The 12,421-nt window shown below is 72.7% G+C and carries 14 protein-coding genes and 1 pseudogene; 8 read left to right on the forward strand and 7 right to left on the reverse strand.

What is annotated here, in order from left to right; translation table 11 throughout:
* Both D455_RS34335 and D455_RS0126595 read left to right on the forward strand, forming a co-directional pair.
* A pseudogene (locus D455_RS34335) lies at positions 1-544 on the forward strand (hypothetical protein); the annotation flags it as partial.
* Positions 545-548: 4 nt separating this feature from the next.
* Positions 549-821 carry a hypothetical protein gene (locus tag D455_RS0126595; protein ID WP_017573706.1) on the forward strand — a complete coding sequence of 91 codons (273 nt, stop codon included), beginning with the start codon at positions 549-551 and terminating at the stop codon, positions 819-821.
* Between the two features lie 39 nt (positions 822-860).
* On the opposite strand, the gene D455_RS0126600 is transcribed toward D455_RS0126595, so the two are convergent.
* A complete protein-coding gene (locus tag D455_RS0126600) occupies positions 861-1,469 on the reverse strand; it encodes a GNAT family N-acetyltransferase (RefSeq protein WP_017573707.1) in 609 nt (202 codons plus the stop codon).
* 278 nt (positions 1,470-1,747) lie between these two features.
* On the opposite strand from D455_RS0126600, the gene D455_RS0126605 reads away from it, so the two are divergent.
* From D455_RS0126605 to D455_RS0126615, 3 genes are all read left to right on the forward strand, one after another.
* Positions 1,748-2,614 carry an LLM class F420-dependent oxidoreductase gene (locus tag D455_RS0126605; protein ID WP_017573708.1) on the forward strand — a complete coding sequence of 289 codons (867 nt, stop codon included), beginning with the start codon at positions 1,748-1,750 and terminating at the stop codon, positions 2,612-2,614.
* Between the two features lie 359 nt (positions 2,615-2,973).
* Positions 2,974-3,168, forward strand: a complete 195-nt coding sequence (locus D455_RS0126610) for a hypothetical protein (RefSeq protein ID WP_017573709.1) — start codon at positions 2,974-2,976, stop codon at positions 3,166-3,168.
* Positions 3,165-5,498 (forward strand): heavy metal translocating P-type ATPase, encoded by a 2,334-nt coding sequence (locus D455_RS0126615; protein WP_017573710.1) that lies wholly within the window; start codon positions 3,165-3,167, stop codon positions 5,496-5,498. Before D455_RS0126610 ends, D455_RS0126615 begins: the two co-directional genes overlap by 4 nt.
* An 85-nt stretch (positions 5,499-5,583) precedes the next feature.
* Here the strand turns inward: D455_RS0126615 and D455_RS0126620 are convergent, their stop codons facing one another.
* The 6 genes from D455_RS0126620 to D455_RS0126645 all read right to left on the reverse strand — a co-directional run bounded on the left by D455_RS0126620 (position 5,584) and on the right by D455_RS0126645 (position 10,251).
* On the reverse strand, positions 5,584-6,201 hold the full coding sequence (locus D455_RS0126620; protein WP_017573711.1) for a DUF305 domain-containing protein: 618 nt from the start codon (positions 6,199-6,201) through the stop codon (positions 5,584-5,586).
* Between the two features lie 116 nt (positions 6,202-6,317).
* On the reverse strand, positions 6,318-6,779 hold the full coding sequence (locus D455_RS0126625; RefSeq protein WP_017573712.1) for a DUF6153 family protein: 462 nt from the start codon (positions 6,777-6,779) through the stop codon (positions 6,318-6,320).
* Positions 6,780-6,992: 213 nt separating this feature from the next.
* Positions 6,993-7,475, reverse strand: coding sequence for an SRPBCC family protein (locus D455_RS0126630; protein ID WP_017573713.1), 483 nt, complete (start codon positions 7,473-7,475; stop codon positions 6,993-6,995).
* Positions 7,472-7,729 carry an acyl carrier protein gene (locus tag D455_RS0126635; protein ID WP_017573714.1) on the reverse strand — a complete coding sequence of 86 codons (258 nt, stop codon included), beginning with the start codon at positions 7,727-7,729 and terminating at the stop codon, positions 7,472-7,474. Before D455_RS0126635 ends, D455_RS0126630 begins: the two co-directional genes overlap by 4 nt.
* Before the next feature lie 44 nt (positions 7,730-7,773).
* Positions 7,774-8,985, reverse strand: coding sequence for a beta-ketoacyl synthase N-terminal-like domain-containing protein (locus D455_RS0126640; RefSeq protein ID WP_026123013.1), 1,212 nt, complete (start codon positions 8,983-8,985; stop codon positions 7,774-7,776).
* 9 nt (positions 8,986-8,994) lie between these two features.
* Positions 8,995-10,251: a beta-ketoacyl-[acyl-carrier-protein] synthase family protein gene (locus tag D455_RS0126645; RefSeq protein ID WP_017573716.1), complete on the reverse strand. Its 1,257-nt coding sequence runs from the start codon at positions 10,249-10,251 to the stop codon at positions 8,995-8,997.
* 748 nt (positions 10,252-10,999) lie between these two features.
* On the opposite strand from D455_RS0126645, the gene D455_RS0126660 reads away from it, so the two are divergent.
* The 3 genes from D455_RS0126660 to D455_RS0126670 all read left to right on the forward strand — a co-directional run bounded on the left by D455_RS0126660 (position 11,000) and on the right by D455_RS0126670 (position 12,288).
* A complete protein-coding gene (locus D455_RS0126660; RefSeq protein WP_017573719.1) occupies positions 11,000-11,455 on the forward strand; it encodes a MarR family winged helix-turn-helix transcriptional regulator in 456 nt (151 codons plus the stop codon).
* A gap of 96 nt (positions 11,456-11,551) precedes the next feature.
* Positions 11,552-12,019, forward strand: a complete 468-nt coding sequence (locus tag D455_RS0126665) for a hypothetical protein (RefSeq protein WP_017573720.1) — start codon at positions 11,552-11,554, stop codon at positions 12,017-12,019.
* Positions 12,020-12,024: 5 nt separating this feature from the next.
* Positions 12,025-12,288, forward strand: coding sequence for a hypothetical protein (locus tag D455_RS0126670; protein ID WP_152487163.1), 264 nt, complete (start codon positions 12,025-12,027; stop codon positions 12,286-12,288).
* Positions 12,289-12,421: the final 133 nt, after the last annotated feature.

A 12,421-nucleotide genomic window follows, 5' to 3' on the forward strand; every position in this document is an offset into this window, starting at 1 on the left:
CCTGCCGCTGGTCGCGCTGTACTGCAAGACCGACGAGCAGGTGCTCTTCCCCCGGGCGGGGCAGCGGGTGGCGACCTCCTTCGCGGGCACCTACGTCAACCTCGTGTCGCTGCTGCCCGTGGCGGCGCTGTGGTGGTGGGGCCCCGACACCGGGTGGTGGCACGGGCTGGCCGGAGCGCTGCTGCTCTTCGGCACGGTGGCCGCGCTGGTCAACCTGGTCCCCGTGCTGGGCCTGGACGGCTACCACATGGTGGGGCACGCGCTGTCGACGCTGCACCTGCAGAGCCAGACACTGCGGTTCGTCGGGCTCGCCCTCCGGGGCCGTGCGGGCGACTACCCGGTCCGCGCCCGCGTCGTCCACTCCGGGTACGCCCTGCTGGCGGCGGCGGTCCTGGGGCCCGCGGTCGCGGGCGTGCTCACCGTCTGGTACCTGACCCTGGCCGCGCTGTGGGGGCCGGTGTGGGCCGTGCTGGCGCTGACCGCCGAGGGTGTGCTCCTGGCGCTCGTCGTACGCTGGATCCTGCGGCGCAGAAAGGAGACGTGACGCGGTGGAGACGGCACTCGGTTTCCTGTTCATGTTCCTGCTGGTCTTCGGCGGGTGGATCGTCTGGGGTGTCGGACAGGGCTTCCGGGGCGCCCACGAGCGCGCCCTCGCCCGCGAACGGGAGGAGACCAAACGGCTCCAGTTGCGTCTGGCGGCGGAGGAACGCGCCCAGGAGCGCGCCGACCGCGTGTACTTCGACGCCGTGGAACGCCACACCGGCCCGCTCACCCTCCCCGACCCGGAGGAGGCGCCCGAGCGCGGGAGGGACGATCCCTGACCCGACGGCGTACCGGGGGCGCGTGCGGGGCCGTCGTCCTCAGGGACGCCGGAGCAGGTAGAGCGCGAAGGGCTCTCCCCCGTGGCGGATCTCGCGCACGAAGTGGAAGCCGAGCCGTTCCATGACCGCACGGGAGCGGCGGTTGTGGACCTCGGTGAAGGAGACCACCTCGTCCGCGTCGAGGTCGTCGAAGGCGAACGTCAGTCCGGCGCGTCCGATCTCGCTGGCGTAGCCGAGCCCCCAGAACCGTTCGCGGACCGCCCAACCGATCTCCAGGCGCCGGAGGCAGTCCACCACCGCGTAGGACAGGCCGCCGCGTCCCACCAGTTCGCCGGACCCGCGGTCGTGGGCGATCCACTTGTGGACGCCGTCGACCTCCCAGGCGTGCCCCATGTGGAGGGCGCTCTCCCAGGCCTCTCCCCGGGTCCACCTGCCGCCGTACCACCGCGCGACGCCGGGGTCCCGGTGCAGCCGCCACAGCTCGTCGGCGTGCTCGGAGCCGATGGGGTCCAGGCGCAGCCTCTCCGTGACGCGTACGCCGGACGCGAGGGCGCGGTCCCCCCGCGGGCCCGTCCGGCCCTCGGGACCGGACGCGGCCGGTGGTCCGGGCTGGCCGCGGCGACCGGGTCTGTGGCTGAAACCGACCACGGATACTCCAACCGGCTGTGGGACGTCGGGCAGGGCAGCGACGGGATCCGGGTCACGGCCGAGCGTGTTCCACCCTAGGGCCCGGAGCCGTGATCAGCACGTTCCGTCTCCACACGGGCCGCTTCCGCCCCCGCGTCGGCCGTCCCGCGCGGGGCCGTGCCCGGGGCTCCCGTCGCGTCCGGACCCCGCGCGTGGGGCCGTGTCGCGGACCGGTGCACACGGGGTAGGGGCAGCAGACTGAGTCACGCCCGGGGCCGTACACCCGTCGAGGAGGACACATGGAACTCGGTCTGCACGTCGCCGACTTCACCTGGGACGGCGGCACCCCCGCCATCGGCCCCACACTCGCCGACACCGCCCGTCAGGCGGAGGCGGCGGGTATCGCGCGGCTCACGGTGATGGACCACTTCTGGCAGATGGGCAACGAGGTCGGCCCCCGGGAGAACGCCATGCTGGAGGCCTACACCACCCTGGGGTTCCTGGCCGCGCACACCGAGCGGGTCCTCCTGCACACCCTGGTGACGGGGGCCGTGTACCACGAACCGGGTGTGCTGGCCAAGCAGATCAGCACACTCGACGCCCTGTCCGGTGGGCGCGCCGGACTGGGTGTGGGGGCCGCCTGGTACGCGGACGAGGCGCACGGTCTGGGCATCCCGTTCCCGTCCACCGCTGAGCGGTTCGAGCGGTTGGAGGAGACGATCCAGATCTGCCTCCAGATGTGGAGCGACGACGAGGGCCCCTACCGGGGCCAGCACCACCGGCTGGACCACACGCTCAACTCACCGCAGAGCGTCTCCGAGCCGCACCCGTACCTGATGGTCGGCGGCAGCGGCGAGCGCAGGACCCTGCGGATGGTCGCCCAGTACGCGGACGCGTGCAACGTCTTCGGCGGCCCCGACGCGGCGCACAAGCTCGACGTGCTCAAGGGGCACTGCGAGGCACTGGGCCGCGACTACGACCGGATCGAGAAGACCACGATCTTCTCCGTCACACCCGACACCACACGGGACGCGCTGGTCGGGCAGCTGCTGGAGACGGCGGAGACCGGGTTCACGGTCGCCTACGGGTACGGCCAGGGGTTCAGCGACCCCCGCCGGGTGGTCGAGCTGTTCGCCTCCGTCCTGCCCGAGGTGGCCGACGCCTGACGGCCCGGAACGGCTCGGCGCCGCCTTCCGTCACACGCGGCGCCGAGGCGTTCCGCCTCCGGTGCGCGGCCCCGTTCGCCCCCCACCAGCCCGGGGTCCGGAGAACGCCGTTCCTACGCCCGGGGGGTACCCCGGAGCGCGGTGAACCCCCGGCGCGCACGGATCCCGTGCCGCCGCGTTCCCGCGGGTCGGCGCACCTCCGGGCACGCACCGCGCCGGGCATCCGACATGGCACTTGTATACCCTAGAGGGGTATGGTATCCATAGGGTTATCGGATGGAGTTCCCGACACGTCCACCCGCGCACGGGCCAGGCCACGCGGTCGACGCCGGGACCGGACACGAGACGAAGGACCGACGATGAACGTTCCCCTCAGGCTCGGCCTCTACGGGCTGGGACTCGTGGTGGCCTTCGGCGGAGCCCTGGGGGCGGGTGCCCTGGCCAGCCCCCTGCTCCCCGAGTCCGTCACGAGCGGCCCGGTCGAGGACCACACGGAACCCGGAGAGTCCGCCGAAGGCGACCACGGCGAGCCCGACGACAGGAGCGAGCGATGACGAACGGTGGACCCGCCGACCGGACACGGTCGCGGGAACAACTCGAACTGGCCATCGGCGGCATGACCTGCGCCGCCTGCGCCAACCGGGTCGAGAAGCGGCTCAACAGGATGGACGGAGTCACCGCCACCGTCAACTACGCCACGGAGAAGGCCCGTGTGGTCTTCGACGACGCACCGGTGGCCGTCGAGGAGCTGATCGCCCAGGTCGAGAAGGCGGGCTACACCGCCGCTCCGCCCCCGACGCCCGAGGAGACCGCCCCCGCCAACGGCGAGGACGGCGGCGAGTCGGCCGACCCCACCCGTGCGCTGCGCGACCGGGTGATCATCAGCGCCGTGCTGTCGGTACCGGTCATCGCCATGGCGATGATCCCCGCGCTCCAGTTCACCCACTGGCAGTGGGCCTCGCTCACCCTGGCGGCTCCGGTGCTCGTCTGGGGCGCCCTGCCCTTCCACGTCGCGGCGTGGAAGAACCTCAGACTGGGCACCGCCACCATGGACACCCTGGTCTCCCTCGGTGTCACGGCGGCGTTCGCCTGGTCGCTGTACGCGCTGTTCCTCGGTACGGCTGGCGAACCGGGGATGACCCACCCCTTCGAGTTCACCATCGCCCGTGGCGACGGATCGGCCAACATCTACCTGGAGGTCGCCGCCGGGGTCACCACCTTCATCCTCCTCGGCCGGTACTTCGAGGCCCGCTCCAAGCGCCGCGCCGGCGCCGCCCTGCGCGCGCTGCTCGAACTCGGCGCCAAGGAGGTCACCGTCCTGCGCGGCGGCGCCGAGCGGCGGATCCCCGTCGCCGACCTGACCCGGGACGACCTGTTCGTGGTCCGGCCCGGGGAGAAGGTCGCCACGGACGGCGTGGTCGAGGAGGGCACCTCGGCCGTGGACATGAGCATGCTCACCGGCGAGTCCGTGCCGGTGGAGGTCTCACCCGGCAGCGCGGTCGTGGGCGCCACCGTCAACGCGGGCGGACGCCTGGTCGTGCGGGCCACCCGGGTGGGTTCGGACACCCAGCTCGCCCAGATGGCGCGTCTGGTGGAGGAGGCCCAGAGCGGCAAGGCCGAGGTCCAACGCCTCGCCGACCGCGTCTCCGGGGTCTTCGTGCCCATCGTCATCGTGCTGGCCGTCATCACCCTCGGGTTCTGGATCGGCGCCACCGGCTCGACGGCGACGGCCTTCACCGCCGCGGTCGCGGTCCTCATCATCGCCTGCCCGTGCGCCCTGGGCCTGGCCACGCCGACCGCGCTGCTGGTGGGCACCGGGCGCGGCGCCCAGCTGGGCATCCTCATCAAGGGCCCGGAGGTACTGGAGACCACCCGCGGCATCGACACGATCGTGCTGGACAAGACCGGCACCGTCACCACCGGCCGGATGGCCCTCACCGACGTGTTCACCGCCGACGGGCAGGACGAGCAGGAGGTCCTGCGCCTGGCCGGAGCCCTGGAGAACGCCTCCGAACACCCCATCGCCCAGGCGATCGCACGGGGCGCCGCGGCGCGCACCGGTGAGCTGGGGAGGGTCGAGGACTTCGCCAACATCGAGGGCCTGGGCGTCCAGGGGGTCGTGGACGGCCACGCCGTCCTCGTCGGGCGCTCCTCGCTGCTCGCGGAGTGGTCGCAGGACCTGCCCGCGGACCTGGAGCGCGCCAAGGCCGACGCCGAGGCCGAGGGCCGCACCGCCGTGGCCGTGGGCTGGGACGGACGGGCCCGCGCGGTGCTCGTGGTCGCCGACGCGGTCAAGCCCACCAGCGCGCAGGCCATCGGCCAGTTCCGCGAACTGGGGCTGACCCCGATCCTGCTCACCGGGGACAACGAGGCCGTGGCCCGTTCGGTGGCGGCCCGGGTCGGTGTCGACGAGGTCGTGGCCGAGGTGCTGCCCCAGGACAAGGTGGACGTCGTCAGGCGGCTCCAGGCCGAGGGACGCACGGTGGCGATGGTCGGCGACGGGGTCAACGACGCCGCCGCCCTGGCCCAGGCCGACCTGGGCCTGGCCATGGGCACCGGTACCGACGTGGCCATCGAGGCCAGTGACCTGACCCTGGTCCGCGGCGACCTGCGCGCCGCCGCCGACGCCATCCGCCTCTCCCGCCGCACCCTGGGCACCATCAAGGGCAACCTGTTCTGGGCCTTCGCCTACAACACGGCCGCGCTCCCCCTGGCGGCGGCGGGGCTGCTCAACCCCATGATCGCCGGTGCGGCCATGGCCTTCTCCAGCGTCTTCGTCATCAGCAACAGCCTGCGGCTGCGGGGCTTCAAGCCGCTCGCGGGCAACGACGACGCCGCCCCGCGCACCGCGGCGGAGCGCAGGGAGGCCGCCCCGGCCGCCTGACCCCTCCGAGCACGCCGGTGCCCCGGGCCGTACGGCCCGGGGCACCGGCGTCACGTGGCGGGTTCCCGTGATCCCCGCTCCCGGCCTACTCGGCGCCCTCCTCGGAACCCTCCTGGTCGGAGTCCTCCTGGCCGAGCATCTCGTTCATCCGGTCGATCTCGGCCTCCTGGGCGTCGACGACGTCCTGGGCGAGCGCGCCGGCCTCGGGGTTGACCCCCTTCGACAGCTGGTCCCTGGCCATCTCGACCGCACCCTCGTGGTGGGCGATCATCATCTCCAGGAACAGCGTGTCGAAGGCCTCCCCCTCGGCCTGTTCCAACTCCGTCATCCGCTCCTCGGTCATCATCCCGGACATGCCCTCGTGACCCCCGTCGTCCGCGGGTTCGACGCCCCAGGCGTCCAGCATCCGCCGGAGCCGCTCGATCTCGGGACCCTGGGCGGCCTCGATCTCGACCGCGAGGTCCCCGACCCCGTCACCCGCCCGGCTCTCGGCGAGCCGCGCCATGTCCACGGCCTGCTCGTGGTGCGGGATCATCGTCCGGGCGAACGTGACGTCGGCGTCGTTGAACTCGACGGCGGCCTGCTCCGAGGGCTCGGGGGCGGGGTCGGCGGAGGTGTCCTCCGCGCCGCAGGAGGCGAGGGACAGGGCGGCGGCCAGCGAGGCCGGAGCCAGCAGGAGGGCACGCGTACGGGTGTCGATCATTCTCGGTCCTTCTCATGGCGGTTTCCGCGCATGGCGCATGGCGCCACGGCGTGGTGAACATGCGTGGGACCGGGTACCGGGGTCCGTGTGACCGCAGGGTTACCCGGGAGGGGCATCTACACCCTCAGGACCTGCAATCTCGCCAGAGAGGGGGGATCGGGGCGCACGACACGCACCACCGAGCGCCGGAGTGACGACGGTGGTCGCAGCAGCGGCCCCGGCCAGGGGACGAACACCACCGCGGCCAGGCCGATCAGGGCGGCCACCATGCCGACGATCGCCAGGCACATCGACGTCGGATCCATGACCGGGGAGTCGGAGTCGGCCTGCTTCTCCGGCGCGGGGGCCGGGTGCGCGGCGACCGTGAAGGAGGAGGCGGGCTGGTGCCCGTCCTCCGGGGGATGTCCCAGCGTGTGCATGGCGGCCACGCCGAACAGCAGTGACACCAGGAGCAGCATCCGCACCCAGATCAGACCGGGGTGCGCCGCGCGTTCACGCGCCGCCCTGCCCACCGTCTCCAGGACGGGGGCCGCGACGAGCGGGGAGGACGGGACGGCACGACCGGACGCGCTGGTCAACCGCACCACTCCTCCGAACCGATGCTCCCGCCTTACCTCTTACCCGTAGAGGGTATGGGGAGGATAACACCGCCTCCTCCACCGGGAGCACCGGACCTCATCACGCGCGTCTCCCCCACCGGGCGTCCGGTGACCCGGTCCCGACGCCGGAGGACGGCGCCGGGACCGGGTCCCGCCGTGAGCGGGTTCGCCTCCGGTCCCGGTGGACGGTACTCAGGCCAGGGTCTCCTCCGCCCGGGCCCGCGCCACCGCCTCCACCTTCTCCCTGATGAGCTCCATCTCGGACGGGATGTTCCGGTTGAGCCGGGCCGTCATCTGCTCGTCGTCGACGGGGGCGTCGGGCTTCAGGGCGAAGTCGTGCCGCCAGGTCATGCGGATCCCCTCGTCCGTCTCCTCGTAGGACCAGTGGATCCTCATGTACTCGAACGGCCCCGTCTCCACCCGGTGGGCCCGCACCTCTCCGGCGGCGCGGTCCATGACGCGTTCGGACACCCAGCTCCACACGCGGCCCTGCTCGTCGGGGTGCTTGGTGACGCGGAAGCGGACGGTGTTCCCCTCCTGTTCGAGGACCTCCACCGAGGCGTGCTCGGTGAACAGTTCGGGCCAGGAGGCCACGTCGTTGGTCATGTCCCAGAGCAGGTCCTGGGGCGCGTCGACGACGACACTGTGTTCGGTGCGTCCGGGCACGTCGATCACACCCTCTCCGTGGAGACGGGGGCACCGTCGTTGACGAGCGCGACCAGCGCCGCCGGGGAGGGCACGGCCTCGGCGTCCGCGCCGAGCTTGCGGCCCAGACGGCGTTCGATCACGGACACGACGCCGAGGACGCCCAGGGAGTCGACCCCCAGGTCCTCGAAGGTGCTCGTGACGGCGGTACCGACGTCGGTTCTGACCCCGGCGCATGTGGACATGAGTTCCACCAGTTCCTCGATCGTGATGTGGTTGGACATGGGTCTCCTCTGATCTCGTGTCCGTCGGACTCTGTCGAGTTCGGTCAGGCGTGGTCGGGATGTCTCAGGACGACCGCGGAGTTCCCTCCGCCCAGGCCGCGCGACAGCACCAGCGCGGTGCGCAGGGGTGCGACGCGGGGGACCCGGACGACCAGGTCGAGACCGCAGGGCGCGTCGGAGACCTGGGGTGTGGGCGGGATGACCTGGTGCTCCAGGCTCAGCACGGCCGCGGCCACGTCCAGTGCGCCCGCACCGGCGTAGGCGCGGCCGAAGCCCGCCTTGGGCGCCGTGACGGGCACTCCCCCGGGGAACAGCTCCCGCAGCATCGCGGCCTCGTCGGCGTCGGCCTTCGGCGTGCCCACGGCGTCGGCGAAGACCACGTCCACGTCGTCCGGCCCGATCCCGGCGCGGTCCATCGCTCCCCGCGCCGCGTGCAGGAGGCCGGCGCCGCCCGGGTCGAACGCGCCGACCCCGCCGAAGGTGCTCGCGTGTCCCGCGACCACGGCCCGGATCCTGGCCCCCCGCGCCCGGGCGGTGGCCGCGTCCTCCGCGACCGCGACCGCCGCGCCCTCGGCGGGGACGTAGCCGCTGGCCCTCTCGGTGAAGGGGAGGTAGGCCGATGAGGGGTCGTCACCGGCGCTGAGCACGTCGGCGCCCGCCTGGCAGGCCAGGGAGAACGGGGACCCGAGCGGGGCCTCGCTGCCGCCGACCAGCATCGCGGAGGTTCCGCGCCGCAGGGCCCCCTCGCTCTGTCCCAGGGCGTCGAGCATGCCCGGTTCGTCGGTGACCAGGACCCCGCACATGCCTTTGAGGCCGTTGCGGATCGAGATCTGCCCGGTGCTCGCCGCGTAGAACCAGGCGATGGACTGGTACGGGCCCACGTGGTCCGGTCCCCCACTCCACAGGGCCGCGATCTCGTGCTGCCCGAACTCGACCCCTCCCGCGCAGCTACAGATCAGCACGCCGGTCGCGTAGGGGTCAGTTCCGGTGTCCAGTCCGGAGTCACGCAGCGCCTCGTCGGCGGCGACCATCGCGAACCAGCTGAACGCGTCGGTCTGGACGACGTACCGGCCCTCGATGTGCTGGTGCGGGTCGAATCCGGGAACCTTCCCGCAGAGGCGCACGTGGAAGCCGTCGGTGTCGAAGTCGGGGATCGGCGCGATGAGTGACCGTCCCTCGCTGACCGCGTCCCAGTAGCCGTCGGTGCCCACCCCCGCGGGCGAGACCGTTCCGAGCCCCGTGATCACCACTGTCATGGCCGTTCCTCACTCCCCGCGGTCCAGGACGACCGCCGACTGGAAACCCCCGAAACCGCTGCCCACGGAGAGGGCCACGTCGGTCCTGTGCTCGCGGGCGGTCACCGGCACGTAGTCCAGGTCGCACTCGGGGTCCGGTGCGCTCAGGTTGGCCGTCGGCGGCACGACTCCGGTGTCCATGGCCAGCACGCAGGCGGCGAGTTCGATCGAACCGATCGCTCCCAGGGAGTGGCCCACCATCGACTTGATCGAGGACACGGGCACGCGCCGCGCGTGCTCGCCCAGGGAGCGCTTGACGGCGTCGGTCTCGTGCCGGTCGTTCTGCACGGTGCCCGACCCGTGCGCGTTGACGTAGTCCACGTCGGTGGCCGAACGCCGTGCCCGGTCCAGGGCGGTGGTGACGGCCCGGGCCATCTCCTCCCCCTCGCGGCGCAGGCCGGTCATGTGGAAGGCGTTGCCGTGGTTGGCGAAGCCCGCCACCCGGCAGCGGATCCGGGCGCCCCGGCGCCGGGCGATCGACGCCTCCTCCAGAACGAGGACGGCCGCGCCCTCGCCCATGACGAAACCGTTGCGGTCGCGGTCGAAGGGCCGGGACGCCCGCGCGGGGTCGTCGTTGCTGTCCGACGTCGCCTTGATGGCGTCGAAGCAGGCCATGGCGATGGGGGAGATCGGGGACTCGGCCGCTCCGGTGACGACCACGTCCGCGAGGTCGTCCTCGATGGCCTGCGCGGCGTAGCCGACCGCGTCCAGGCCGGAGGTGCACCCCGTGGAGACCGTGCGTACCGGCCCGCGCGCCCCGACCAGCTCGGCGATCTCCCCGGACAGGACGCTCGGTGTCAGGGCCCGGTACAGGTGGGGCGAGGCGGCCGAGCGGTCGACGACCCAGTCCGCGCCCTCCTGGCTCATCTCCACGTAGTCCCGCTCCAGGCGCGTGGTACCGCCGACCGCCGTCCCCATGCTCACCCCCACACGCCAGGGCGGGACCTCGGCCAGGGGCGGGGCGCTGTCGGCCAGGGCCTCGGCGGCGGCGACGGCGGCGAACTGCACGTACCTGTCCATGCGCGCGGCCTGCTCCTCGTCCAGCCCGTGCTCCGCGGGATCGAAGTCGACCTCGGCGGCGATCCTGGACCGGAAGGTGGTCGCGTCGAACAGGGTGACGTGGCGGGTGGCGGTGCGGCCCGCGGTGAGCAGGTCCCAGAACGCGGTCGCGCCGATCGCTCCGGGGGCGACCACTCCGATACCGGTGACGACGGCCTCGCGCTTCACAGAGTCCCCTCGAAGGCGTCGCGGGACCGGCCCGGTTCGGCGGCGGGGAAGGCTGCCGCGCCCTCCGCGGGGGTATGGCGGTGCGGGGTCATGCGGTGTTTCCTCCACCTGGTTCCGAGGGATGAGAGAACAGGCCCTGCGCTTTCACTTTCCGTAGCGTATGTATCACGCATGGGTAACACTCTTCGGGAGGAGCGCGCTCTCACGTGTCACCTGGCCAGCCAGCTTCTCTTCCCCGGGCGCGCCCCGGCCCGGGCCACCGCGTGGGAGGGAGCGGGCGGCGCAGGGGCCGCACACGGCCGATTCCGCCGTACCCCTTATCGAACGGGGGCCGTGGCGCCACAATCGGAGGCATGAACAAGACGAGGTGGGTCTGTGCGGTGGCGGCGGTGATCGTGATCCCGGCCGCGGTGGGTGCCGGGCTGTGGTTCGGAGGCGGTCCCACCACGCGCGACGGATGGGAGGCGGCCTCCTGGATCGGCGCCGTCACCGCGGCGCTGTGGCTGGGGGGGGNCCAGCAGGGACTCCGCCGCTCCCCCGCCGCCTCCTCCGGGGACCGTGCCCCGGGGAGTGTCCGAGGACAACTCCCAGGTGACCAACACCGTGGGCAACGTGTCCGGTGGCACCGTGATCCAGGGCGGCGACATGCACCTGGGAGACCCGCCCCGCGGCCACGGGCGCGGTGGCCGTCGGCGCCGGTAGGAGAGCGTCGGCCCCGCCGTCCGGCGGGGTGGGCGAGACTGGAGGGGTGAGCACCGAGAACCGACGCCCCGGTCCACCCGCGACCAGCCCCTCCGTCATCATCCTGACCCTGGCGCGCCGCGTTGAGGCCGAACTGAACACCGCGCTCGCGCCGCTGGACCTCACGGTCGCCCGGCTCGGACTACTCGGTCACATCGCCGGGGTGCCGGGCGCCTCGTTCAGCGAACTGGCGCGCATGTCGGGGATCACGGTCCAGAGTGTGCACGGTTCGGTGAAGTCGCTGGCCGCCGCGGGACTGGTGCGCGACCACACGGCCCGGGCCGGTTCCGCCTCGGCGATCGAGATCACGCCCGAGGGCGCCCGCCTGCTCGACGCCGCCAAGGAGGCGGTGGCGGCGGTGGACACCACGCTGTTCGGCCCGGAGTCCGACCCCCTCCAGCGGCAGGTGGGTGACGCCGTGCGTACCGCGTTCGGCGCCCTGGGCTCCTCCGACGCCTCCTGACCCCCTCCGCCCTCCGGGGTCGTGAACCGACCCTGCCTTCAGCATGCCTGAAGCTCAGGGTAAGCCTCAGGGAACCTGAAGGTTGGAGGAGGCCCCATGGAACCCCTGCTGCTCTCGATACACGTCCTCGCCAGCATCGTCTTCGTCGGCGGGTCGGCCGTCGCGACGAGCCTGTTCCCACGGTTCGCACCGGTCGCGGTCGCCGTCCCCGGCCCGGCCGCCGAAGACGCGTCCCCCGGTGAGCGCGACCACGCGGTGGCCGCCCTGCTGCACCGGATCACCCGCGGCTACGCCATCGCCGGGATCATCGTTCCCGTGGTCGGGATCATCCTGGCCGCCGTACAGGACCGGATGGGAGAGGTCTGGATCACCGTGGCGATGATCCTCACCGCCGCCGCCGGCATGCTGCTCGCCACGCAGATCCACCCGCGCCAACGCGACGCGCTCCGTGAGCCCGGCGACCCCCGCGGGCTGCGCACGCTGTCGATGCTCGCCGGGATCTACAACCTGGTGTGGGCGGTCGTCGTCGTGCTCATGATCGTCCGCCCCGGCTCGGAGGTGTGACCGGCGTGCTCGTCCTGCGCGTCGCCGCCGCCGTCGAGGCCCTCACCCTGGCGATCATGCTCACCAACCTGTTCACCGCCCACGTCGAGGTGGTCGGCAACGTCTGCGGCCCCACCCACGGCATGTCCTACCTGACCGTCGTCGCGGCCACCTCGCTGCTGCCGACCGCGTCGCGCAGGGCCAGGTGGCTCGCCTTCGTCCCGGGTGTCGGCGGATTCCTCGCCCTGCGTGAGATCCACGTCCGCGCCCACAGCGCCCGGAAGGGGTGAGCCCCGGCCGCCGCCCCCGCCGAGGGTGCCACGGGGACACGGAAGGCGACCTCCTGCTCCCAGGGGACGGAGCACGCCGTTCCCGCCGCGCACGGACTCTCCGAGCCGCACGCGAACGACTGGCGGGTCGGGG

It is taken from the genome of Nocardiopsis halotolerans DSM 44410 (assembly GCF_000341065.1).
GTDB classification, from domain to species: Bacteria; Actinomycetota; Actinomycetes; order Streptosporangiales; family Streptosporangiaceae; genus Nocardiopsis; species Nocardiopsis halotolerans.